Raw genomic sequence first — 25,708 nt, forward strand, 5'->3', positions numbered from 1 at the left:
TCGAATCACCCCGGCATGAGTTGAAGTTGAAAAAAGTGTGTGCTTGCATGGATCTTGCAACTAATCCAGAGAGCCAGAATTTTTCCTCAACAACTTGTCGGAAGTGAGTCAATGATGCATAACGCCCGCTTGGCGCAACCTGAAATTTCCATCCTGGAGGCAACCGCTATCCAGGCCACCCAGAACGGCCAGGAGGAGGACGCAGCGCGCAGCTGGTCGCGCATCCTGGAACTCGATCCAGCCCACGCGCCAGCCTTGTCGGCGCTGGGCAAACGCGCGTTCCGCTACCGCGATTACGACACGGCTCGCCTGGCGTTCGAGCGCCTGGTGCGCGCCAACCAGGATGATCCGCAAAGCTGGATCAGCCTGGCCCTGGCTTGCCAGGCGCAAAAAGACGAAACCGCGGAGGAAACCGCGATCCACAATGCGCTGGTCGCCGATCCGCACAACATGGTGGCGCTGATCCTGCGCGCACAGTTGCTCGAGCGCCAGGGGAAAACCCACCAGTCCGCCACGGTGTATGGTGCCGTCAAGCAGGTCGCTCCGCCGCTGGCCCAGTTGGAGCCTGGGCTGCGCAGCGCCGTCGAACATGCGGAACAGTACGTCAGCAAATACCAGGACAGCTACGGCAAGTTCCTCGACCAGTTTCTCGCAGACCAGTACCTGCACTACCAGGGCGAAGACTTGCGCCGTTTTCGCGAATCGATCGATCTCATGGTCGGTCGCAAGCGCCGCTATGAATCCGAATCGATGGTCTACCACTACCCGGGCCTGTTGCCCCAGGCTTTTTTTGCGCGCGAAGACTTTCCCTGGCTTGACGCCATCGAAGCGGGAACCGACGCCATCCGCGAAGAGTTTCTGCAGGTACTCGCCGATGAACAGGACTTCGTGCCGTACTTGACGTACCCTGATGATGTACCGCACCAGCAATTTGTCGAATTGAACAATTCACCGCGCTGGAGCGCCTATCATTTGATTGAAAATGGCCAGCCGGTGGCAGCGCATGCCGCCAGGTGTCCGCAGACCATGGCGCTGCTGGCGCAAGCGCCGCAACCGGTGCAGCCGGGGCGCACGCCGAGCGCGATGTTTTCCCTGCTCAAACCGAAGACCCGCATTCCTGCCCACGTGGGCGTTTCCAATGTGCGGCTGGTGACTCACCTGCCGCTGATCGTGCCGCCCGACTGCGGCTTCCGCGTGGCAAACGATACGCGCCAGTGGGTGCCGGGCAAAGCCTGGGTTTTCGATGACACCATCCAGCATGAAGCCTGGAATGACAGCGAGCAGCTGCGCGTGGTACTGATCTTCGATGTCTGGCATCCGCACCTGTCGCCCGCTGAGCGGGCAATGATCAGCGCCCTCAGCAGCGGCATCAGCAACTTCCGCCAGCAGGACGGCGACTTCGCGCTATAAGCACTCGGCACGCAATACGCAATACGCAGCGGCAAAAAAAAACGGCGAACCCTCAGGTTCGCCGTTTTGCTGAAGCCGGTCGCTTTAGAAGCGGGCGGTCAGGTTCATGAACAGCTTGCGACCCAGTGCGTCGTAGGTCGATGGGAAGGTGTTGCCGTTACCCTGGCCAACGCCGTATTTCGAGGTGATTGGCGGATCTTTGTCGAACAGGTTGTTGATACCGGCCATTACCGAGATCTGCTTGGTCACAGGGTAGCTGGCAGCCAGGTCGAAGTAGCTGGTCGCTGGCAGGCGACGGTCCGAAGCGACAAGGCTGGTCGCGCCATCTTCCAGATCCACAGCCTTGAAGTAGCGCCAGGTCAGCGCAACGTCGGCCTTGAATGGCGAACCCCAGTTCAGACGCAGCTTGTGACGCCATTTCGGACGTGGCTGATCGCAATTGCCGTCGCCGTTGTACTTGCCGACGCAATCGTAGGCTGGTTCGCCTGGCAGTTCTTCCACTTCAAACTTGGTCAGCAGCGAGCCGTTCAACATCAGGCTGAAGCGGCCGTAGTCAGTCGCACGGAAGTCGTAGCTGGCGCCGACGTCCACGCCGGAAGTACGCATGCTACCGATATTGACGTTGGTACCGACAATCGATGCTTCAGGCAGCAGCCACAGGGTACCCAGACGGTCGCGGGTGATTTGCGAGCAATACAGCGAGTTACCGGACTCGAGGCACTTGTCCAGCGTGGTCAAAGGATTGACGTTGCTGATGGTGTCCTTGATCTTGATGTCGAAGTAGTCGAGCGTGACGGTCAGGTTACGCATCGGCGCAATCACCAGGCCGAACGTGTTCGACTTGGCAGTTTCCGGTTTCAGGTTGGAGTTACCACCAGCGAGGTAGTTGTACTGACCGGCAGGGCTGTCCTGGATGTTGCCATACTGGGCAGCGGTAACACCGGTGCGTGCGCACTCGGCGAAGGTGGCAGTCGGAGTAGCGCCGGCACATGGATCAGCGTCAGCATTGAACAGGTTGTTACCTGCTGGCGAGTACAATTCGTTGATGTTCGGTGCACGCACTGCCTTCTGGTGGGAAGCACGGACGCTCAGCATCGACGACGGTTGCCACATCAGGCCGGCACCGTAGGTATTCGCCGTTACACCAGTGCTGAGGTCGGTATGACGGAACGACAGGTTGGTCGACAGCAGCTTGGCGAACGAACGATCTTCCAGCAGTGGAATCTGGACTTCACCGAAGATATCCTTGACCACGTAGCGGCCTTTGACCGGGACAACCGGACCACCAGCGCCGTCGAGGTCGAAGTTGGCCGACGGTGCGTCCGGGTTCAGTTCCAGCGATTCAACGCGACGTTCAACACCGAACGACACGCCTACACCACTTTTTGCACCAGGTACTTTGATGCCATAGTCACCCAGGTCGGCAGCCAGGGTACCGCTCTGGATCTGCTGCGCGGTGTGACCATAGGTCTGGCCAGGGGTCTGGATGTAAGCCAGTTGTTCCGGCGTTACGGCGCCCAGCGTCCATGGGTTGTACGGGACGCAATTCGGATCGGAGCCATCCACGACCGAACGGCAGGTGGCTACGCCATTGACGTTGACCACGTCCAGCGCCTTGGCGCCGCGCTCTTTCGAGAAATAGTTTTCCGAGCTGCCCGCGTAACGCACTTTCGAGGTCTGCGCGTACACGTCGTAGTTCCACTTGCCAACCGTGCCTTTGGCGCCGAACATCATGCGGTACGAGGTATTGTTGAACAGTGCAACGCGGCCGCCGCCTTCAACGTTACGACGCTGAACCACCACGTCGGTTTCGTCGCCAGGTGCGAACAGGCTGAACGCGTTTTTCATCGCCGGCGACAGCATCGGGTTATCGTAACGGAGCGTGTAGATATTGCCGAAGATACCGCCAGGCGCGATCTGCGCGTCGGTGGTGTTATCGTGGAAAGCGAAGTTGCTGTACACGCGAATCTTGTCATTCACGTCGAAGCGGGCCGAGGCCGATACGCCGTAACGCTCGCTGGGGCGCTGCAGGTGATTGATCGGGCCGTAGTTGTAGGCATCGTTGGCGGTGTAAGCGCGCGGATCGCCGTTGGCGGTGGCCGTGTAGATCGCGTTGGTCTTGGTATTGACGAAACGACCGGTAGCATTGGTACCAGAGCCGCCGCAACCATAGCCGGCTGCCGAAGCGGTCAGCGCGCACGAGGTAAAGTCACGCTCGGATTGCAGCAGTGCATCGTCTTTCTTGTAGCTGAAGAATACGGTGGCATTACCTTTGCCTTCAGCAAAGTTACCGCCGATCAGCAAGGAAGCATCTTTCGAGCGGCCATCGAAGCTCTTGTTGCCTGGACGCTGGAACTGCGTGGGATTGCCGACCGAGCGGCCTGCGACCACGTCACCGACGCCATGCGGGTTGTTTTGCTGGTGGTTGTAACCACTGCCGTTCAACTCGACCTGCACGCCTTCGAAGTTGTCAATCATGATGAAGTTGACCACACCCGACACTGCATCAGCGCCATACACGGCGCCAGCGCCACCGGACATCACGTCCACGCGTTTGATCAGCGCGGCAGGGATCTGGTTCAAGTCGGCAGCGGTCGAGCCTGGCGAGCCAGCAGGCAGGCGGCGGCCATCGACCAACACAAGGGTACGGTTCTCGCCAAGGCCGCGCAAGTCAACCGTGGCAGTACCGGACGCGCCATTGACCACGTTGCCGGACTGGGCTGCAAACACCTGCGGCAGGTTGTTCAGCAGGCTCTCGACGTTACGCACGCCATCGAGCTTGATGTCTTTGGAGCCCAACGACACCATCGGGCTGATGCTTTCGGTATTGAGGGTCGGGATACGCGAGCCGGTCACCTCAACTTTTTGCAGCGCTTCCGGCGCTGCTTCCTGCGCGTGGGCAACAACCTGCATACCCAACGCCATACCGCCGAGACACATCAAACGGATCGAGCGAGACAGTACTGTTTCCTTGATCATTATAGTTAATTCCCTTGTGTGTTTATAAGACGTTTAATGCAGCTTTTAAATGATGCTTTATTCGTCTTTTATTAATAACAGCCGAATTACCTGGATAAGATTAATCGACCGCAATTTGCCCTTTCAATACTGCCAAAACTTTGGAAGAAGCCAAACTAGATCATTAATGAAATAATTCGTTCTATCCTTCTTTCATAACAACATGCGCTGCCATTTGCTGTCAATCATGACAAAAAGGAGGGGACAGGCGCTGGATCACGCCACTTTCATCTTGCACTGGAATGGTGCGTGACAAATAGTTTCCGAAAAGCATTGAAAAAATTATCAAATATCGAACAATGTTTGCTGTATCAAAAACACAACAGCTGTGCGGAGGTTGTCGGTGTCGCACGGAAAATTGCATAAGCAAACAACAAAATGACAATGTAAATGTTGAAATAAAACAACGAAAATATGGCAACAGCTAACTTTCCTGAGGCAAGCTCCTGTCATGGGAGCCGTTGTCCAAAATCTCCTCTCCGTCAAGAAAAAGCTATGTAAAGTTGGGCGAAATCGCCGGTACGCTGCTTAAAATGATGCTGTGCCCCCCAGAATCGCGACACGATTGACTGCCGGGTCGGGCGACGTTTTTTTGCCAAAAACACGTCAAACGCGCCGTTGTAGGGAGAAACTGAAGAGCACACCAAAACGGTGCAAGTCGTGTTTTAACAACAGCTTGTTAGATAGCTGCAAGCAAATCATTGTAATTTTGCAACTTTCCATTTGTGTATCCGTGCGCTTGCCAGGTTGGTGCAGATGCAGGTGAAGCCTTGTTCGTCCACCGAGCGCTTGTTTTATCGGTCCAATACTGAGTGTAAGTTTTCTATTCCTGTGGCACGTCAGTGGCTGTTGCCTGCAAGCCAAGGATGGGAAGCGCTAAGCAATTTTGGTAAAATGGCGTACTGCCCGGCAATGCAGCGAAATAAATCGCCGCTGTTGCCTACCATTCAATGGCGCCTAAACAGCGTCCCGACAGGAATCCCTCATGTTGCGTCTTAACGAAGTCAAACTCCCCCTGAATCACGCCGAAACCGAATTGTCTGCGGCCATCCTGGCGCGCCTTGGTATCGGCGCCGATGACCTGCTCGGCTTTACCGTGTTCAAACGCAGCTACGATGCCCGTAAAAAGTCGGCGATCGTATTAATTTATTCGCTCGACATCGATGTGCGTGACGAAGCGGCCGTACTCCAGCGCGTCCGTCATGACCGCCACGACATCCACCTGATGCCGTCCCCGGACATGACTTATAACTATGTGGCCGATGGCAAACAACTCGCGGCACATCCGGAATTCAAACGCCCTGTGGTCATCGGTATCGGGCCGTGCGGGCTGTTGACGGCATTGATCCTGGCGCAAATGGGCTTGCGCCCCATCATTCTCGAGCGCGGCAAGGTGGTGCGCGAGCGCACCGTGGACACCTTCGGCTTCTGGCGCCAGCGCAAGCTCAACCCCGAGTCGAACGTGCAGTTCGGCGAAGGCGGCGCCGGTACCTTTTCGGATGGCAAACTCTATAGCCAGATCAAGGACCCCAAGCACTACGGCCGCAAGGTGCTCACCGAGTTCGTCAAGGCCGGCGCGCCCGAGGAAATCGTCTATGTGAGCAAACCGCACATCGGCACCTTCCGCCTGGTCAAGATGGTGGAATCGATGCGCGAGAATATCGAGGCGCTGGGCGGCGAGTACCGCTTCGACAGCAAGGTTACCGATATCGATATTGAAGAATCCGACAATGGCCGCCAGGTCCGTGCGGTGATATTGGAAAGCGGCGAGAAGATCGTCACCGACCACGTGGTGCTGGCGATCGGCCACAGCGCGCGCGACACATTCCAGATGCTGTACGACCGCGGCGTGTATATCGAAGCAAAACCATTTTCGATCGGCTTCCGGGTCGAGCACCCGCAATCGCTGATCGACGCCTGTCGCTTCGGCCCCAATGCGGGCCACCCTATCCTGGGCGCGGCCGACTACAAGTTGGTGCACCACGCGTCGAACGGCCGCGCCGTGTACAGTTTCTGCATGTGCCCGGGCGGCACGGTGGTGGCGGCCGCGTCCGAGCCGGGCCGGCTGGTCACCAACGGCATGAGCCAGTACTCGCGCAACGAGCGCAACGCCAATAGCGCCATCGTGGTCAGCATTTCGCCCGAGGTGGACTACCCGGGCCATCCGCTGGCCGGGATGGAATTCCAGCGCCGGCTCGAGGAAAAAGCCTTTGAGCTGGGCGGCGGCACGTATGATGCGCCGGGCCAGTTGATGGGCGACTTCGTGGCTGGCCGCGCCTCGACCGAATTCGGCGCCGTGTTGCCATCGTACAAGCCGGCGGTGCACCTGACCGACCTGGCGCAGATCCTGCCCGAGTACGCAGTTACGGCCCTGCGCGAAGCGTTTCCGGCATTCGACAAGCAGTTGAAGGGCTATTTCCGCCACGACGCTGTTTTGACCGGCCTGGAGACGCGCACATCGTCGCCGATCCGCATCAAGCGGCGCGACGACACCTTGCAAAGCCTGAATACGGCCGGCCTGTTCCCGGCCGGCGAAGGCGCCGGCTACGCGGGCGGCATCCTGTCTGCCGGCGTCGATGGCATCAAGGTGGCTGAAGCAGTAGCGCTGTCGATGGCGGCGGCGCAGTCTGCCCGCTGATCCAAGACGGTGCCAGACTGGTGCAAACCCGGCTCTGCCGGGTTTTTTTTTTCGCCCTGCGAAATTGCCTCAATGCACCAAAATTATGCAAATTCCACCCCTCGCACCATCACGATGCTTTTTAGTGCAATTTTGATATCCCCAAAAAACAACATTTCAAGTCTTCTAAAACCCGCGTTCCATTGGAAAAATTGACATGGTTCAGGCTGCGATGGTTTCATAACCAGATGCAAATTATGAATAAACATAATTTTCATCAGATCCGTCCACGAGACGATTTACAAAAGAACGATATATGACGGCGGTCCGCCGTTCGGTAAAGAGGAGTAATGAAATGATGGTGGAGACAGGTTTGTCGCGTTCCATACGCTTGATGTTCATCGGTACGATCGCTTTCGGTATGCATACCGCCTACGCGCAATCGACAACCGGTAGCAGCATCCAGAAGGTAGAAATTACGGGCTCGAGCATCAAGCGCGCCGAAGCCGAAACGATCTCGGTTATCCAGACGCTGAGCCGCAAGGACATCGAGCAAACAGGTAAATCGTCGATCGCCGACGTCGTGCGCAGCATTTCCGCTGACAACAACGGCAGCGTAAGCGGCTCATTCACCAGCGGCTTTGCAGGCAGCGCCTCGGGTGTTTCGCTGCGCGGCCTCTCGGTCAGCTCGACGCTCGTGCTGATCAACGGTCGCCGCACTGCCCCTTATGGTTTTGGTGACGACGGCCAGCGCAGTTTTGTCGACCTCAACTCGATCCCGCTGGACGCGGTCGATCGTATCGACATCCTGAAAGACGGCGCTTCGGCCATTTACGGTTCCGATGCAATCGCAGGCGTGGTCAACATCATCCTGCGTCAAAACTACGTGGGCAAGACCATCAGCGCCAGCATGGGCCAGAGTAGCGAAGGCGACGGCACCACCAATACCGTGTCGGGCGCTTTCGGCTTCGGCGATTTGGACAACGACAAGTTCAATATCTTCGGTACGGTCGATCTGAAAACCACCGAGCGCATCCGTCAGGACAATCGCGGCAAATGGATCGGTCAGGCCGATGCCCGCCCATGGGGCGGCCGCGACCAGCGTGCCGGCCAAACCACAGCAGGCAATGCGGGCGGCAGCTCGTTCCTGGGCACCCTGCGCCCGGTCAATGCCGCTGGCGGACCTGCCGGCAACATCCGCAACCTGCCAGGCACCTGTGACCCGATCAATCTCGATCCGACCGGCGGCACCAGCCTCGATAACACCGGCGGCGGCTGCCTGTGGGATCCGGTCGCCTACTCTACCATCCAGCCAAAAACCCAGAATATCAATGCGTTCGTGCGCGCCACGGTGGCGATCAATGACAACACCCAGGGTTATGCCGAAGGTGGCGTATTCAAATCAAAAGCCGATACCTACACCACACCTTCGGGCCTGACGGGCGCCGGCTTCGACCTGGTCAACGCGCGCGTCAACAACACCGGCACCGGTCCCGATCAGCTATTGATGCCAGCGAACCATCCGGACAACATCCTCGGCGTGGCCGCCCGCCCGCGCTGGGTCGATGCCTCACGTCCTCGTACCACCGACCTGGAAACCACCGTCACCCGCGTGCTGGCCGGCATCAAAGGCACCGCTGGCGGCTGGGACTACGACACCGGCGTGCTCTATGCGGAAAGCAAGACCGATCGCACCCAAAACGGCTATTACCGCACCAGCGCGCTGCGCACGGCGCTCAACAACGGCACCTTCCGCATCGGCCAGGGCGTGGTCAACAGCGCCGACGTCCTGGCGCTCGTTTCGCCTACCCTGACCAACTCGGGGATCACGAAAAGCACCTCGATAGACTTCAAGGCTACCCGCGAGCTGATCCAGCTGCCGGGCGGCATGATGGGAGTGGCCGTAGGCGCCGAATACCGCAAGGAAGACAACAATACCCAGTCGACCCCGTATACCGATATCAACGATGTCGTCGGGCTCGGTTACTCAGCAGCGCAAGGCAAACGCAATGTCAAGGCGCTGTACGCCGAGCTGGCCATTCCGGTAATCAAGTCGCTGGAACTGCAACTGGCAGTGCGTACCGATGACTACTCGGACTACGGCCGCTCGACCACGCCTAAAGTGGGCTTCAAGTTCACGCCGGCGCCGATCGTGGCCTTCCGTGGCACCTATGCCGAAGGCTTCCGTGCACCAAGCACGGCGGAAAACGGCAACAGCGCGGTGGCGGCGTTCACCACCATCGCCAGCGATCCGGTGCGTTGCCCGGTCACCGGTCTGGCAGCCGACTGCTCGAGCGCATCGGTTGGCGCCATTACGGTAGGCAACAAGAACATCAAGCCTGAAACCTCGAAGAGCTACAGCCTGGGCCTAGTGCTGGAACCGGTCAAGGATGTAAACTTCTCGCTCGACCTGTGGCAAATCGTGCGCAAGAACGAGATCAACGGCTCCGATCCCGGCGCGGTGGTGTCTAACCCTGCGGCCTACCCCGACGCGGAAATCGTGCGCGGCGAAGCGACCACCAACTTCCCCAACTTGCCTGGTCCTATCCTGATGGTACGGGCGCCATACCTGAACGCCGGCCAAACCAAGACTTCGGGCGTCGACCTGGATCTGCGCGGCAAGTACAACATGGGCGAGAACGGTCGCATCACGTCGGGCGTCACCGTCACGTACATGAAGGAATTTACCCGCACCAATGCTGATGGCACCGTGCTCGAATTCGCAGGTACCCACGGCGATACCAATCTGTCCGGCAACGGCGGCACGCCCAAAACCAAGGCCCGCCTGACGCTGGGCTGGGACAAGGGCCCGGTCAACATCACCGCCAACATGAACTTCGTCAGCAGCATTAGCAACAAGAACGAAAAGGCCGGCGATTGTCTGGACACCGATGCAAACGACGTGCCTTACCTGAACTGCCGCATTGCGTCGTTCACAACGACCGACCTGTTTGGTCGCTGGAATGTTACGCCGCAGTGGGAGCTGACCGCGTCGGTGAGCAATGTATTCAACCGGATGGCGCCGTTGGATGTGCAGACTTACGGCCGTATCAACTACAACCCGTCGCTGCACCAGTCGGGCGCAGTTGGCCGCTTCTTCACCCTCGGCGGTCGTTACACGTTCTAAGGCTGGTTACATCCCGGTAGCCGCAACCTGATGCGGTGCCGGGGCCTGCGGCGGCCACAGTCACGTGGCCGCCGCCATCTCCCCTCCTACAGCGTCACGATCCGGTGCCGCTACCCTCCCCCCCAAAAAAATCCCGCCCTCGACCACCAATCTTTCCTCGCGTAGCACGTTTTAGCTATAAATTTTCGAAAAAAATGTATTTTTGTGTAAATTAATCGGTTTTTTTTGTAAATAGCACCAAAAGTGTTGTTTATTTCAATGTTGTTACAGTGTGTGCATTGACCCCTCACGAGGTGGATGGTCTCATACGCCCCCTGAGTGATTTACTTATGAATTATTCAGAATAAGAATTTTATTGAGATCAAGCAAGTTTTCGGGAGTTGTAACGATGATGATGGAAAAAGTAATGGCGCGATCGCTGCGCCTGGTGTTTGCCGGTAGCGCCGTATTTGCCCTGGCTCAACCAGCCCTAGCCCAGCAAGCCGAAGCGCCGGTCCAGCGCGTGGAAATCACCGGTTCGGCCATCAAGCGTATTGATGCGGAAACCGCCGTACCGGTCACCGTGCTGCGCATGGACGACCTGAAAAAAGAAGGCATCACCACGGTCGAACAAGTGATGGCCAACCTGAGCGTGTCGCAATCAAGCCGTGGCACCAGCCAGTCGGTCGGTTCGAGCACCGGCGGCGCGGCATTTGCCGACCTGCGCGGTATCGGCGCCAACAAAACCCTGGTGCTGCTCAATGGCCGTCGCCTGGCCAACAATGCGTTCGACAGCTCGGCGCCCGACCTGAACATGATCCCGTTCGCGGCCATCGAGCGCGTGGAAGTGCTGCGTGACGGCGCCTCGTCGCTGTACGGCTCCGACGCGGTCGGCGGCGTGATCAACTTCATCACCAAGAAAGACTACCGTGGCGGCACCGTCACCGTGGGTGCGGATTCCACCCAGCACGGCGGCGGTTCGGCCAACAACGCCAACGTCGGCGTCGGCTTCGGCGACCTGCAGGACGATGGTTACAACATCTTCGCCATGGTCGATCACCAGTACCAGCACGCATTGTCCGGCACCAACCGCGACTTCAACCGCCGCTACCCGGGCGGCCTGTCCGGCTCGACCAGCCCGGCTAATTACTTCCAGGGCAGCAAGGGCGCCAACCCGGCCGGCGCCGCATGCGCCAACGGCGACTTCCTGATCCCTGCCAGCGGCAGCAGCTGCTACATGACCACGTCGCCGTTCGTCGACTACGTGCCGAAGAGCGAACGCACCACCGGCCTGGTCAAGGGTACCTTCAAGCTGAACGAGAACCATGAACTGGGCGTGGAATTGCTGTCCACCGAAAGCAAGGTCGGCACCACGATCGCCCCGGTCCCTTACGGCAATCTGTACATCAACCGCCTGCGTCCGAATGGCACGCTCAACCCTTACTTCCCGGGCAACGGCGCCACGCCTGACGCCATCGGCATCAACCCGAACTACACGGAAAACGATCTGCCCGCCGGTGTCAATCCGGGCTTCGTGCAGGCGCGCTGGCGCGACATGCCAACCGGCGTGCGTACCGACGAGAGCATCAACAAGCAAAACCGCCTGGTGGTGTCGCTGAACGGCGCCGTGGCCGGGTGGGATTACCAGACCGCGCTGACTTACAACCGCAACAAGGTCAAGCAGAACCTGAACGGCTACAGCGATGGCGGCATCATCACCCAGGGCGTACGCGATGGCGTGATCAACGTGTTCGGCGCGCAGGACGACGCCGGCATGGCACTGATCAACAGCGCTGCGCTCAGCGGCAACATCCAGAATGCACAAGGCACCAACAAGGGCGCCGACTTCAAGGCCAGCCGCGAAGTGGGCGACTGGTTCAAGACCGGCACCCAGGCCGGCCTGGCCGTGGGTGCACAGTACGAGCACCAGGAATTCCGCAGCGCAGTCAATACCCCGTTCGCCGAGCGCGTGGTGGCATCGACCGGTATCGATCCGGCCGGCCTGAGCGTGGGCAAGCGTACCGTGACCGCGTTCTTCTCCGAGCTGAACGTGCCACTGCTGAAAAACCTCGACGTCACCGCAGCGGTGCGTTACGACAAGTACAGCGACTTCGGCCACACCACCAATCCGAAGTTCAGCTTCCGCTACCAGCCGGCCCGTTCGGTACTGGTGCGTGGTTCGTACTCGAAGGGCTTCCGCGCGCCGTCGCTGTATGAACTGTATGCGCAAGATGCGTACACCAATGCCGCCAACGCACTCAACGATCCGATCAACTGCCCCGGTGGCGTTGTTGTCGACGGCAAATCGGAGATCACCAATTGCGGTCAGCAATTCCAGGTACTCAACGGCGGCAACCGCAACCTGAGCCCGGAGCGTTCGAAGTCGGGCAACATCGGCATCGTGTGGGAACCGGTCGCCAACCTGACCCTGTCCGCCGACTACTGGAACATCCGCCTCGAGCAGCAGATCAGCACGCTGAAAGACTCCGACGTGCTGCGTGATCCGGTAACCTTCGCGTCGGTGTACCACCGCAACCCGGCCGGCGATCTGGCCACCGATGGTTCGCAGTGCCCTAGCCCGATTACTTGCGGCTACCTGGACCTGCACAACCAGAACCTCGGTGACATGAACACCAACGGCGTCGATCTGGCAGCCAACTACCGCTTGCGCACCAAGGATTACGGTAACTTCACGTTCGCCATGAACAGCACCTGGGTGCACAAGTACGAGTACCAGAACTTCGTTGGCGGCAACTTCAACAACAAGCTGGCCTCGTTCTCGGGCGACGGCGTGATCTTCCGCTGGCAGAATACCGTCAACGTCAACTGGAGCAAGGACAAGTTCGGCGCAGGCCTGACCGCCCGCTACAAATCGGGTTACCAGGACCAGGAATCGGAAGACTACGGCCTCAATCACGTGCCGTCGTACACGACCTTCGACGGCTATGGTTCGTGGCAAGCGATCAAGGGCCTGACCCTGACCGCCGGCGTGCGCAACCTGTTCGATCGCGATCCACCGCTGTCGTACCAGACCACCGCGTTCCAGTCGGGTTACGATCCACGTTACGCCGATCCAATGGGCCGCACCTTCTACCTGCGCGGCACCTACAACTTCTAATCAGCTGATTGGAACATGAAGCCCCGGCTCGCAAGCGCCGGGGCTTTTTTCATTTACAACCACCCGGCCCGCTTGAACCGCCGGTGCAAGATCCAGCACACGAAGATCATGATGGACAGCGCCATCGGATAGCCGTACTTCCACTCCAGCTCGGGCATGAACTTGAAGTTCATCCCCCACACACCGGCAAACGCGGTAACGATCGCAAAGATCGCCGCCCACGCCGCCAGCCGCTTGTTCACTTCGCTCTCTTCGATGGCCGTCATCGACAGGTTGACCTGGATTGCCGTGGCAATGGTGTCGCGAATGGTGTCGAGCGACGCGCTGATGCGGTGCAGGTGGTCGTGGACGTCGCGGAAATAATCCTGGGTGTCCAGGCACATCGACGGCACCCGGCCGCCGTACAGGCGCCCTACCGCTTCCATCATCGGCACCACGGCGTGGCGCACCGTGGTCACTTTTCCCTTGAGTTCGTACAGGCGCTCGATATTGTCGCGCTGCTTGCCCTGGCTGAAGATCAGCTCCTCGATCTTTTCCAGCTCGGTTTCCAACATTTCCAGCACCGGGAAGTAACGATCGACAATCGCGTCCATCAGTGCGTACAGCACGAAGGCCGGGCCCTTGCGCAACATGTGCGGCTCACGCTCGGCACGCGCCCGCACCCCTAAGAAACCCTTGGTGCTCTGACCGTCGCGCGAGGACAGCACGTAGTTCTGGCCGACGAAGATATCGACCTCGCCCAGCACGACGTCGCCATCGCGGCATTCGACGGTTTTTACCACCACGAACAGCGAGTCGCCGTATTCCTCGATCTTGGGGCGCTGGTGGCCGCGGCTGGCGTCTTCCACCGCCAGTTCGTGCAGGCCGAATTCATGCTGCATGGTCGTGAGCTCTTCGGGAGTAGCCTCGTGCAGCGCCACCCAGACGAAGGTCTCGGGCTTCTCCATGTAATCACTGATTTCTTCGACCGGGATATCGGCCAGTTTTTGCCCATCCTCATAGGCGACACAATTGAGCAGCATACACATTCCATAAAAAAATAAAGCCCTTGGCTTTGCAGCCAAGAGCTTACCTGAAACTTGTACAACGGTACTGCCGGCAATGAATGTGGCGTCAGTCGTCCTTGGCGCCGTCGATGCCCAGTTCGGCGATCTTGCGGGTGATGGTGTTGCGGCCGATGCCCAGGCGTACCGCTGCGTCGTTCTTGCGGCCGTGGGTGTGCTTGAGCGCGGTGCGGATCAGGGCCGACTCGAACTGCCGCCCCAGTACCGCCATCACTTCCTGCTGGCCACCGCTGAGCATGGACGCAGCCTGCATTTCCAGCAGATTCAGCCAGGCTTCCGGCGTGGCCGGCGCAGGCGCTGCCTGGGCGGACGCTGACACATCATGTGCGGCAATCGGCATCACGGTGCCGTGGTGCTGGACGGCGCTATATCCTTCCGTCAGCGAGAACAGTCCGGCGTTGCCACCGGCGGCCGGCTGCTCCTGGGTCAGCTCCAGCGGCAAGTCCTTCACCTCGACGGTCTGGCCCGGCGCCATCACGGTGATCCAGTTGCACAGGTTTTCCAGCTGGCGCACATTGCCGGGCAACTCCAGGCCGCACAGGAAGGTCAACGCGGCGTCGCTCATGCGCTTCGCTTCCACGCCCAGCTGCTTGGCGCTCTGCACCAGGAAGTGGCGCACCAAAATGGGGATGTCTTCACGCCGTTCCCTCAAACTGGGCAGGCGCAGGCGGATGACGTTAAGGCGGTGATACAAGTCCTCGCGGAACAGGCCTTCGCGCACGCGCTGTTCGAGATTCTGGTGGGTGGCGGTAATCACCCGCACATTGGCCTTGATCGGCTGGTGGCCGCCGACGCGGTAGAAATGGCCGTCGGACAGCACCCGCAGCAAGCGGGTTTGCAGGTCGAACGGCATGTCGCCGATCTCATCCAAAAACAGGGTGCCGTTCTCGGCCTGCTCGAAGCGGCCGCGCCGGGTGGTCTGGGCGCCGGTGAAGGCGCCGCGCTCGTGGCCGAACAACTCGGATTCGAGCAAGTCTTTCGGGATCGCCGCCGTATTGAGCGCGATGAACGGCTGCGCCGCCCGCGGGCTGTGCTTGTGCAGCGCGCGCGCCACCAGTTCTTTACCGGAACCCGATTCACCGGTAATGAGCACCGTGACGTTCGACTGCGACAGGCGGCCGATGGCGCGGAAGACTTCCTGCATCGCCGGCGCCTGGCCGAGGATTTCCGGCGTTTCCGCCGGGCCCGATTCGACACTGGTCTCGCGCAGGCTCTCGTCGAGCGCACGGCGTATCAGTTCGACGGCCTTGTCGATGTCGAACGGCTTGGCCAGGTATTCGAAGGCGCCGCCCTGGAAGGCCGCCACTGCCGAATCGAGGTCGGAAAACGCCGTGATGATGATGACCGGCAGGCCGGGGAAGCGCGACTTCACCAGTTGCAGCAGGTCGAGGCCGGAATCGCCCGGCATGCGGATGTCGGACACCAGCACTTGCGGCGTCTCGTATTCGAGCGCGGCGATGGCATCGCGCGCATTGGCAAAACTCTTCGTGGCCAGGTTCTCCCGGGCCAGCGCTTTTTCCAGTACCCAGCGGATCGATTCGTCGTCGTCTACTATCCAGATTGGCTTCATGTGTTGTGTATTTCCCGCGTGGATCGTCTATCGAGGGAAGTCGCACCTGTCTGCCACCACTTATGGCAATGGCAGCAGGATGCGGAAATCCGTGTATCCAGGCCGGCTGTCGCATTCGATCACGCCCATGTGCTGTTGCACGAAGGTTTGCGCCAATGTCAGTCCCAGTCCGCTGCCGCCTTCCCTGCCCGACACCAGCGGGTAGAAAATACGGTCACGGATCTGGGGTGCGATGCCCGGCCCATTGTCGATGATATGCAAGTCTAATGCCAGCCCGTACCGTACCTTGGCCAACGTCACCTGGCGCGCCACCCGGGTCTTCAAAATAATCTGCGCTGTCCCCTCTTCCATCTGCGCGGCCAGCGCTTGCGCGGCGTTGTGGGCGATGTTCAGGACGGTCTGGATCAGCTGCTCCTTGTCGCCGCGGAACTCGGGAATCGACGCGTCGTAATCGCGCAAGATCGTCAGGCCGGACGGGAACTCGGCCAGCATCAGGCTGCGCACGCGTTCGAGCACTTCGTGGATGTTGACGTCGCCCACGATGTGCGGCCGGCGGTGCGGCGCCAGCAGGCGGTCCACCAGCGTTTGCAGGCGGTCCGCTTCCTTGATGATCACTTGCGTGTATTCGCGCAATTGCACCGCGTGCAGCGCCGGCAGCTCCATCTCCAGCAACTGCGCGGCGCCGCGAATGCCGCCCAGCGGATTCTTGATTTCGTGGGCCAGATTGCGGATCAGTTCCTTGTTCACCTGGCTCTGGTCGAGGATGCGTTCCTCGCGGTCGAGTTTTAAATGCTGCAAGTGCTCGCGCAGCTCGATCAGGATATGGCCGGGCGGTTCGTCGAGCGCCGAGACGATGCTGTGCACGTGCAGCGGATCGCGGCCGGCGCGCTCGAGCGTGAGATCCTGGCGCAGGTCGGAAAACTTGTGTTCGCGCGCCTGGGCGCAGATGTGATCGAGCTCGTCGGGATTGATGAACTGGGCGCTGAGCTTTTGGCGCGACATCGCTTTGAGCGAACTGGCCAGCAGATTTTCCGCCGCCGCGTTGGCGTAGGCGATATGGCCGTCGGCATCGAGCATGACGACGGCGGAGGCCAGCAATTCCAGGCCGGCCAGCATGGCCGGGCGTGCAGGGTGATTCAGTGCGTTGACAAGGCTCATCGGGGACTCATGGGGAAAGCAGGTTAGCGGATATTGGCGATTTCACGTTTCAGGGCTTCGACGTTTTTTTCGGCGCGGCCCACGCTGTCGCGCAGCGTGGCCGTGCGTTCCTGGTACTTGGCATAGTTACGCTCGTCGCCGCGCCGTTCGGGCGCGCCGTTGTTGTATTCAAAGCGCAACTCGGCCAGTTTTTGCTGCTCGCTTTTGAGCTCGTCTTCGAGGATGGCGCGGCGGTCAGCATCGCGCGCGCGCTGCTCGGCATTGTCCACGCGCGGGAACGCTGCAGGCACCGGGACAGCGGCTGGCTGGCCTGCCTGCGTCGGCGACCGTGCCGGCGCAGCCCGCCGTGGCGGCGCGGCGATCACCGTGCCCGGCAAGTCCATCGCCGTGCAGTAGTTGCCGCGCTTGATATCCGTGTACTCGACGCTGCCGCCTGGCGGCGTGCACTTGTAGATCACGCCCTGGGCAGCAGCGGAAGCGCTCACCAGCGCCAGCATGCAAGCCAACGCGCCGCGTTGCAAACTCAAAATCATTCGTCATTCCGTGGATGGGTGGGTCCACGCGACTATACAACACCCCAAACAAAAACGCGGGGAAAGCCTTCGCCTTCCCCGCGTTTTATACGTGCCATGTGCCGCGTTACCACGGCGCCAGGCAGACTGCAATTACAGCGAGTAGTACATGTCGAACTCTGCAGGATGGGTCGTCATGCGCATGCGCTGGACGTCCTGCATTTTCAGTTCGATGTAGGCATCGATCATCGAGTCGGAGAACACGCCGCCACGGGTCAGGAATTCGCGATCCTTGTCCAGGTTTTCCAGCGCCTCTTCCAGCGAAGCGCACACGGTCGGGATCAGTGCGTCTTCTTCCGGCGGCAGGTGGTACAGGTCTTTCGACGCTGCTTCGCCCGGGTGGATCTTGTTCTGGATACCGTCCAGGCCAGCCATCAGCAGCGCGGCAAAGCACAGGTACACGTTGGCCAGTGGATCCGGGAAACGGGTCTCGATACGACGGCCTTTTGGATTGGCCACGTGCGGGATACGGATCGATGCCGAACGGTTTTTAGCCGAGTACGCCAACTTGACCGGCGCTTCGAAGCCTGGCACCAGGCGCTTGTACGAGTTGGTGCCCGGGTTGGTGATCGCGTTCAGTGCCTTGGCGTGCTTGATGATGCCGCCGATGTAGAACAGTGCGGTATCGGACAGGCCGGCATAGCCGTCGCCAGCGAACAGGTTGACGCCGTCTTTCCAGATCGACTGGTGCACGTGCATGCCCGAACCGTTGTCGCCAACGATAGGTTTTGGCATGAAGGTCGCGGTTTTGCCGTAGCTGTGGGCCACGTTCCAGACCACGTATTTCAGGTTCTGGGTCCAGTCGGCGCGCTCGACCAGGGTCGAGAACTTGGTGCCGATTTCGTTCTGGCCAGCGCCAGCCACTTCGTGGTGGTGCACTTCGACCGGGATGCCCAGCGATTCGAGGATCAGGCACATTTCCGAACGCATGTCCTGGAAGCTGTCCACTGGAGGAACCGGGAAGTAGCCGCCCTTGACGGTTGGACGATGGCCGCTGTTGCCGCCTTCGATTTTTTCGCCGGTGGTCCACGACGCTTCGTCGGAGTCGATCTTGACGAAGCAACCCGACATGTCGATTTTCCAGCGGACGCTGTCGAAGATGAAGAATTCTGGCTCGGGACCGAAGTAGGCGGTGTCGCCCAGGCCCGACGATTTCAGGTAGGCTTCAGCGCGCTTGGCGATGGAGCGTGGGTCGCGGTCGTAGCCTTTGCCGTCGGCAGGCTCGATCACGTCGCATTGCATGAACAGCGTGGTCTCTTCCATGAAGGGATCGATGTTCGCGGTGTTTGGATCAGGCATCAGGATCATGTCCGATGCTTCAATACCCTTCCAGCCGGCGATCGAGGAACCGTCGAATGCGTGACCCGATTCGAACTTGTCGATGTCGAAGTGCGACACTGGCACGGTAACGTGCTGTTCTTTACCACGGGTATCAGCGAAACGGAAATCAACGAATTTCACTTCGTTTTCCTGGACCATTTTCAGAACTTCTGCGGCTGTCATTGCCATGCGTCTCTCCTAAGATAATTTGCGGAACTGGTGCACCTACACTAAGCAGTATCCATGCCAGCCGATACGCCCCTGCGATTGCATAACAATCTCATAAGGTTATGTTGATAGCGTCCTTGAACTTGCCGCCAAGTGCGTCCAAAATTGGGCACACGGTAGCACAGCGCAAATTTGACAACGATCAAGGCGGCACCATCGCGGTGCATTTTCAAAAAACCGCACTGAATTTGTGCGGTTTTGGAATTCCGCCTGAAAATGCCTCGTTTTGGTGCATACCATCTTCGGCCACACAGGACGCTTATAATAATCTGAAACCTCTACTGGAACATGACATGAGCAAAATTGATGAGATTCTGGCGACGGCGCGCGGCCGCAACAAGGACTGGGCCTACGCTGGCGCGGTCACGCCCGAGGAAGCGTTCGAGCTGCTGGGGCTCGACAATGCTGTCAAGCTGGTGGACGTGCGCACCAACGCGGAGCGCGACTGGGTGGGCCGCGTGAAAATCCCCGAGGCCCAACATGGTGCGGTGCAGTGGACGACTTACCCTGGCGGCAATGCCAACCACGAATTTATCGAGCAATTGAACTCGGTGGCGCGCAAGGACCAGGTGTTGCTGTTCCTGTGCCGCTCCGGCGTGCGCTCGCGTGGTGCAGCCAAGCTGGCGTCAGAACACGGCTACCAGCACTGTTTCGATATCCTCGAAGGGTTCGAGGGAGACAAGGATGATGCCACCCATCGCAAGAACCTCAACGGCTGGTGCAAAGCCGGCTTGCCCTGGACCGGGGCTTAATTAAACGGGCAGCGCCTCCGCCCCTTCCGCCATCAGGAACTGAATGCGCTTGCGCACGAACTGTATGTGGGAGCGCAAGCCATACAGGCCGTCGGCAAACGATAGCGGGATCGAAATCTGGTTGACCAGCTCCTCGATCTCGTCCAGGCGCCGCAGTTGCTCTTCGTACACCTGCATGCGCGCCCCTTCCGGCGCTTCTTCCACCTTCTGCTCCACCGTGCGCAGCTGTCCATACCATTTATACACGCGCGAACGAATGCGCCACACGTACAGCGGCGGCACGATCTTCGATAGCGGCAGGATCAGCGCGCTCAGCGCCAGCATCACCACCCACATGCGATCGAGGAAGTTGGCGGCCCAGAACGGCATATACCGTTGCAGCAGCGGCGGCCCGTTCTTGTAGAACTTGGCCGCTTCGGCATCGACCGGAATCTCGGTGTACTTGGCCGACGGGAACTGCCCCTGCTGCTGGAACCAGCCGGCGCCGTTGTGGATGCTGCTGGCGCCCTGCACGAACAGGTCGATCAGCGCCGGATGCATATCCTCGCGCGCCACCAGCGTGGCCGTCGGCGCGATCAGGCTGTACTCGCGTGCCGGAATGTCGCGGCCCAGATCAACGATGCCCTGCGGCAGCGTCACATGCGTGAGGAACGGCAGCTTGCGCGCATAAGCCTCGGCCTGGGTAAAGTCGAACAACTGGATGCCCGGCGTTTGCAGCAGCATCTGGATCAGCGGCGCTTCCGGCGCGGAAGTAAAGACCAGGCCGTCGATGCGCCCTTCCAGCAGTTCCACCACGGCTGGCGTATTGGCCAGCGAGAGGCGCTGGACGTCGCCCGTTTCCAGGCCGTTCAATTCCAGCACCTGGTGCAGCAGGCGCGGCGCGCCGGCGCCCTTGGGACCGAAATTGATCTTCATGCCGCGCAGCTGGCTCAGCTGGGTGATCGGCTTTTTATCTTTCGGTTCGCGCAGGAACAGCCACAGCGGTTCGACGAACAGGCTGCCCAGCGAGGTCAGCTCCTCGCGGTCGGCCGTTTCTTCATTGGTGCTGCCGCTTTGCACGAAGGCGATATCGACCTTGCCGTCGCGCAGGTTGTGCAGGTTTTCACCGGACCCGGCCGATGGCACCAGCGTCACCGTCACGCCGTGCTTGGCCAGCATGGCCGCGTATTTCTTGCCGAATTCTTCGTAGGCGCTGTTTTCCTGGCCGGTACCGAGCCGCACCGTGCGCGGCGGCGCCGGATCGACCAGCCAGTAAGCGAGCAGGCACACGCCGACAATCAGCAGCACGGTGGGCAAGGTGGACGCGAACAAGTCACGCAAGGAGAACTGCGTGAACTTGAGGATTTTGGACATGTGGTGGCGCATCGGTTTCATGGGGTGCTACATTGCCAACAATCGGCGCCGTATGCAAGTGAAACCGAGTGGCCGGCACCAGACGGGATCCCCGCCCGGGCGGCGGGCCGCCGGTGCGGGATGACGGCGCAACGGCCAGCGCTACATCAGCCGCCGCAGGCCCGCAGCGGCGCTGCCGCCACCGGTTTGGGCTGGGTGGCCGCCACTTCGGGCGCCGTGCCCGGCACCACCGGCGGTACCACCGCCGGCTTGACGACCGGGTGCGGGTCGATCAGCGGCATCAAATGCGGCGCCAGCACCACCAGCAACTGCACCGGCAGCGCGCTGGTGAAGTCGTAGTTCTTCGACTCCGGCCCGTGCACATACGCAGTCATGCTGCCAAAGAAGCGCTCGCCGATATTGAACACGAACGTCGCCGACCGGTTCACGTAGCGCGACTCGATCAGGCGTCCGCCACCGCCATACACGTCGAAGCGCTGGTCGCCGGTCCCGGTCTTGCCGCCCACCGGCAGCAAGGTGCCGTCCGAAGTCGTGAACGCCCCGCGCGCGCGTTTGGCGGTACCGTCCGATACCACGCCCCGGATCGCTTCGGCCACCACCTGCGCCACTTCCGGCGCCAGCACCTGCTCGTTGCCCACCGGCTTGGCGCGGGTGACGGTGGTGTCGTACGGCGTGTTCTTGGCGAAGTGCAAAGTGGTCACGCGCTGGCTGGTCTTGCGCACGCCGCCGTTGACGATGATGCCCATCAGCTCGGCCAGCGCAGCCGGCCGGTCGGCCGACGCGCCCAGCGTGGTCGCGTACGACGGCACCAGCGAATCGAACGGATAACCCATCTTCTTCCACTGCTTGTGCACTTCCATGAAGCCTTCGACTTCCAGCAGGCCGGCGATGCGGCGATCCTGGGCGTGCTTGCGCTTGGTTTTCAGCAGCCACTGGTACACGTCCTGGCGCTCCTTCTCGCTGGCCGCGTTCACCTGCGTCAGGGTGGCGCCCGGGTTGGCGTGCAGGTAAGCCACCATCCACAGTTCCAGCGGGTGCACGCTGGCCAGGTAGCCGCGATCGGCCAGCGACCACTGGTCGATCGCATACTGGTCGTACAGCTTGGCGACTTTTTCGTCCGAGACCTCGTTTTGCGACGACAGGTTGGCGCGCAGGAACGACGCGAACTCCTGCTGGCTCGCTTTCGGATACACGGTGCGGTGGATCACGGCCAGGCGCACCGGCGTGCGGCGCAGGTTGGCCAGCATGATGTTGTCGAACTCGGAGACCGGCTTGCCCTTGTACTTGGCCCAGAAGCGCGCCAGGAACTCCTTGCCTTCCTTGTCCGCAAAGCGCGCCAGGTACTGGGCGCGGCGCGGATCGTCGGCGTCGGCCAGCAGCGAAGCGGACGAACCCGGCGTCTGGAACATGTAGAACTTGGCGACGTCGCGCATCAGGCGCACGAACACCAGGTTGGTCGAGCGGCGCAGCGCCTCGGTCACGGTCAGGATTTTGCCGTTGTCTTCCTTGGAGAAGTTACCGAAGTAATGCAGGCCGCCACCGGTGAAGAAGCCCTCGCCCGGGTTGCCCGAATACTTGCGCTCCATCGCCGCGTGCAGCATCGGCGTCAACGCCCGCGCCTCGCCGCCCACCGGCAAGCCCTTGAAGTAATCGACTGCCCACAGCGACAGCTTGTCCTGCGGATCAACCACCACCTTGCCCAGCTCCGCCGCACTCATGCCGGCGTATTTCTTGTGCAGCTGGTCCATGATGTCGAGATAGCTGACCAGCGTGCGCAGCTTGGCCGTGGAACCCAGGTCGAGCTTGGCGCCTTCGTTGATGTCGAGCGGCTGGTCGTAGTTGTCGGTTTGCAGGCGCAGGAAGTTGGTGTCCTTGCCCTTTTCCAGCAAGGTAAAGCTGTACACCACGTTGGCCGGGTCGCCGTTGCCGAGCATGCCCTTGCCGGTCAGGCCAGCAGCCTTGGCGCGCTCGGGGTCGCGCAGGTCATTGAGCACTTGCGTGACGGCCGTTTGCGCCTGCGCGTCCAGCGTGCTGGTCACGTCCAGGTCCAGGCGGTCAAGGTTGTACATCCGGTTGTCGCCCAGCAGGTTGGCCAGGTGGTTGCGGATGGCGTTGGTGGCCTTGCGCGACACAAAGGTCATCGGCGGCGCCGCTTGCAGGCCGTTGCCCTTGGCCGGATGCAGTTTTTGTTTCAAGGCCATGTCGCGCATGGCGGCCGTGATCACGCCGTCCTTGGCCAGGATGCGCAGGTGGGCGTCGGCCAGCTGGTCGAGGTCTTCGGCGCCGTCACCGAGGTAATAGCTGGGACGGCGCTGCGCGATCATCAGGCTCAGCGCTTCCTTGTACACCAGCGCGGTATCGGCATCGGGTTTTTCCAGGTCGCGCGCCATGATGCGGTTGAACTCGTCGAAACCACGGCCATACCACACCCACATGCCATCGCCGACGCCGTTGACTTCGCCGTAGCCGGGCTTGGCCGACAACGGCACTGTGTTCAGGTACTCGATGACGATGCGGCGGCGCGCCTTGGTGGTGTCCGGGCCGTCCTGGTACGAGCGCAGGCTGGCCGAGATCATCTGCTGCAGCTTGTCGGTCATCGAGCCGGTACGCCCTTCGGGCGAGTGACGGTATTTCTCGATTTGCGTGGCCAGCGTACTGCCGCCGGCGGCGCGGTGGCCGGCGCCCAGTGCGCTCATGCTTTTCTCGAGCACGGCCTTGGCCAGCCGGTCCCATTCCACGGCCGGGTTGCGTTTCGGGTAGGTATTGTCGAGCAGTTCGCGGTTTTCGATGTACAGCAGGGAGCTGATCAGCGCCATCGGCGCCTGCTCGAACTTGCCGTAGATGCGTTCCGGGTAAGCAGTGGCGTACAGCTGCTGGGCGCGGCAATCGTAGATGGTCAGGCCGGTCTTGGTTTTTTCGTGGTACACCGGGAAGATGCCGCGCTCGGCCAGCTCCAGCATCTTGGGCGACATGCGCGACTGCGCGCCGACCTTGTATTCGCGCTCGCTCAGGCGGCCGATATAGTCAGGCAAGCTCGAGTAGCCGAGGCGCTCGTCGTACGGGCTGTCGTGCGGGAACCGGATAGCCTTGCTCAGGCCCGGCTGCACCTTCCAGGTCATCTTGCCGGCCAGGTCGGTGAAAATGCGCGCCTGCATGGCGGACGTGCGGCTTTCCTGCACGCCGAGGTACACGGCAAACGAGGCGCCGACCAGCAGCACGAGGATGAAGGCGTTGCGCGTGCGCTTGCTCTTCTTGGGTGGTTCGGACGGTGGCGCGTCAGGCTGCGCCGGCGCGAGATGCGCTTCGGAATCTTCTATGGGCATGGGGGGAACGACTTGAAGGTGACGCTTGCGTCGAAATCCCAGGACTGCCGCGCCTGCGCGCAATTTGCGCGCTGCACGCACCAGGGGCCGGCGGTAACGACGATTGCTTAACATATGAGACAAACCGGTCAGCTATTCAGTAAAGAGTGCTAGTTACCATTGCACCACAAGGCGACGGTACAGACCGGTGCGTTCGCAGAATAATTGCTTTACGGTGCGCATTTTCGCAAAAAAACAACGACGGCGACTACACCCATACACCTTCAGGGAGAGACATCCGCCGCTGCATGGGCAGCATGTGCTTTACTGCGCCGCGAACTCCACGCCCAGGCGCGTCAGCTCGTCGCGCAATTGCTGGAACGCTTCGAGCGTCTGCGCCGGTTCGCCCTTCACGCCCAGCTCGATGTGGCGGCGCGTGGTGGCGTCGCCCACGCTCGGCAGGCTGAACACTTTTACGCGCGCATACTGCTCTTCGAGCGCCACCATCAGCGGCGTCAGCGACGACTCGGCCGCCTCGTACACCAGCACCGACTGCTCCAGGTGCGGTTCGCGGTTGAACAGGTTGGCATATTTGTTGTCTAACACCCATTCGATCATGGGCCAGGCCATGACCGGAAAGCCTGGCACAAAATAATGCTGGTGCAGCGAGAAACCGGCGATGTTGTTGTACGGGTTGGGGATCAGGTCCGCGCCTTCGGCAAACTCGGCCATTTTCAGGCGGTGCAGGTTTTCCGGCGAATTCAAATCGGCCGGCTGGCCGGCCTCCTCGCCCATTTGCACAATGCGCTGCTCGATGTTGCGCTTGCCCTGTTCGTGCAGCACCAGCGGCAAACCCAGCGCGTCGGCAGCCGCCTGGCGCGTGTGGTCGTCGGGCGTGGCGCCGATGCCGCCGCAGCAGAACACGATGTCGCCGGTGGCAAACGTGCGCTTCAACGTCGCCACGATGCGCGCCGGCTCGTCGCCGAGGATGTCGGCCCAGTCGAGTTTCAGGCCGCGTGCGGCCAGCAACTGCACCACCTTGGAAAAGTGCTGATCGACGCGCCTGCCGGACAGGATTTCGTCGCCGATGATGATAAGTCCGATCGCCATAAGATCCCGC

The 25,708-nt window shown here is 60.6% G+C and carries 14 protein-coding genes; 5 read left to right on the plus strand and 9 right to left on the minus strand.

What is annotated here, in order from left to right; translation table 11 throughout:
• Positions 1-111: 111 nt before the first annotated feature.
• Positions 112-1,410 carry an aspartyl/asparaginyl beta-hydroxylase domain-containing protein gene (locus tag SR858_RS21005; protein WP_019921589.1) on the plus strand — a complete coding sequence of 433 codons (1,299 nt, stop codon included), beginning with the start codon at positions 112-114 and terminating at the stop codon, positions 1,408-1,410.
• Between the two features lie 84 nt (positions 1,411-1,494).
• Here the strand turns inward: SR858_RS21005 and SR858_RS21010 are convergent, their stop codons facing one another.
• On the minus strand, positions 1,495-4,323 hold the full coding sequence (locus tag SR858_RS21010) for a TonB-dependent receptor domain-containing protein (protein ID WP_019921588.1): 2,829 nt from the start codon (positions 4,321-4,323) through the stop codon (positions 1,495-1,497).
• Positions 4,324-5,413: 1,090 nt separating this feature from the next.
• On the opposite strand from SR858_RS21010, the gene SR858_RS21015 reads away from it, so the two are divergent.
• The 3 genes from SR858_RS21015 to SR858_RS21025 all read left to right on the plus strand — a co-directional run bounded on the left by SR858_RS21015 (position 5,414) and on the right by SR858_RS21025 (position 13,269).
• Positions 5,414-7,066: an NAD(P)/FAD-dependent oxidoreductase gene (locus SR858_RS21015; protein WP_019921587.1), complete on the plus strand. Its 1,653-nt coding sequence runs from the start codon at positions 5,414-5,416 to the stop codon at positions 7,064-7,066.
• A 352-nt stretch (positions 7,067-7,418) separates the two neighbouring features.
• Positions 7,419-10,172: a TonB-dependent receptor gene (locus tag SR858_RS21020; protein ID WP_322533892.1), complete on the plus strand. Its 2,754-nt coding sequence runs from the start codon at positions 7,419-7,421 to the stop codon at positions 10,170-10,172.
• 406 nt (positions 10,173-10,578) lie between these two features.
• The gene (locus SR858_RS21025; RefSeq protein WP_322533894.1) at positions 10,579-13,269 is read left to right on the plus strand and encodes a TonB-dependent receptor; all 2,691 of its coding nucleotides are present in this window, start codon (positions 10,579-10,581) and stop codon (positions 13,267-13,269) included.
• Positions 13,270-13,322: 53 nt separating this feature from the next.
• On the opposite strand, the gene corA is transcribed toward SR858_RS21025, so the two are convergent.
• From corA to glnA, 5 genes are all read right to left on the minus strand, one after another.
• Positions 13,323-14,291 (minus strand): magnesium/cobalt transporter CorA, encoded by a 969-nt coding sequence (gene corA, locus SR858_RS21030; protein WP_019921584.1) that lies wholly within the window; start codon positions 14,289-14,291, stop codon positions 13,323-13,325.
• A 91-nt stretch (positions 14,292-14,382) separates the two neighbouring features.
• Positions 14,383-15,903 (minus strand): nitrogen regulation protein NR(I), encoded by a 1,521-nt coding sequence (ntrC, locus tag SR858_RS21035; RefSeq protein WP_019921583.1) that lies wholly within the window; start codon positions 15,901-15,903, stop codon positions 14,383-14,385.
• A gap of 60 nt (positions 15,904-15,963) precedes the next feature.
• Positions 15,964-17,061, minus strand: coding sequence for a nitrogen regulation protein NR(II) (gene glnL, locus SR858_RS21040; protein ID WP_019921582.1), 1,098 nt, complete (start codon positions 17,059-17,061; stop codon positions 15,964-15,966).
• A gap of 23 nt (positions 17,062-17,084) precedes the next feature.
• Positions 17,085-17,594 carry a DUF4124 domain-containing protein gene (locus SR858_RS21045; RefSeq protein ID WP_019921581.1) on the minus strand — a complete coding sequence of 170 codons (510 nt, stop codon included), beginning with the start codon at positions 17,592-17,594 and terminating at the stop codon, positions 17,085-17,087.
• 132 nt (positions 17,595-17,726) lie between these two features.
• Positions 17,727-19,142, minus strand: a complete 1,416-nt coding sequence (gene glnA / locus SR858_RS21050; RefSeq protein WP_019921580.1) for a type I glutamate--ammonia ligase — start codon at positions 19,140-19,142, stop codon at positions 17,727-17,729.
• Positions 19,143-19,474: 332 nt separating this feature from the next.
• Between glnA and SR858_RS21055 the strand changes: the two genes are divergently transcribed.
• On the plus strand, positions 19,475-19,933 hold the full coding sequence (locus SR858_RS21055) for a rhodanese-like domain-containing protein (RefSeq protein WP_019921579.1): 459 nt from the start codon (positions 19,475-19,477) through the stop codon (positions 19,931-19,933).
• Here SR858_RS21055 and SR858_RS21060 read toward each other — a convergent pair whose 3' ends face one another.
• From SR858_RS21060 to SR858_RS21070, 3 genes are all read right to left on the minus strand, one after another.
• Positions 19,934-21,286, minus strand: coding sequence for a TAXI family TRAP transporter solute-binding subunit (locus SR858_RS21060; protein ID WP_026637239.1), 1,353 nt, complete (start codon positions 21,284-21,286; stop codon positions 19,934-19,936). It abuts the gene before it with no gap.
• Between the two features lie 146 nt (positions 21,287-21,432).
• A complete protein-coding gene (locus SR858_RS21065) occupies positions 21,433-24,609 on the minus strand; it encodes a transglycosylase domain-containing protein (RefSeq protein ID WP_019921577.1) in 3,177 nt (1,058 codons plus the stop codon).
• A 303-nt stretch (positions 24,610-24,912) separates the two neighbouring features.
• Positions 24,913-25,698, minus strand: coding sequence for a competence/damage-inducible protein A (locus SR858_RS21070; protein WP_019921576.1), 786 nt, complete (start codon positions 25,696-25,698; stop codon positions 24,913-24,915).
• Positions 25,699-25,708 lie beyond the last annotated feature (10 nt).

The sequence above is a fragment of the Duganella zoogloeoides genome, assembly GCF_034479515.1.
Lineage (GTDB): Bacteria > Pseudomonadota > Gammaproteobacteria > Burkholderiales > Burkholderiaceae_D > Rugamonas > Rugamonas zoogloeoides.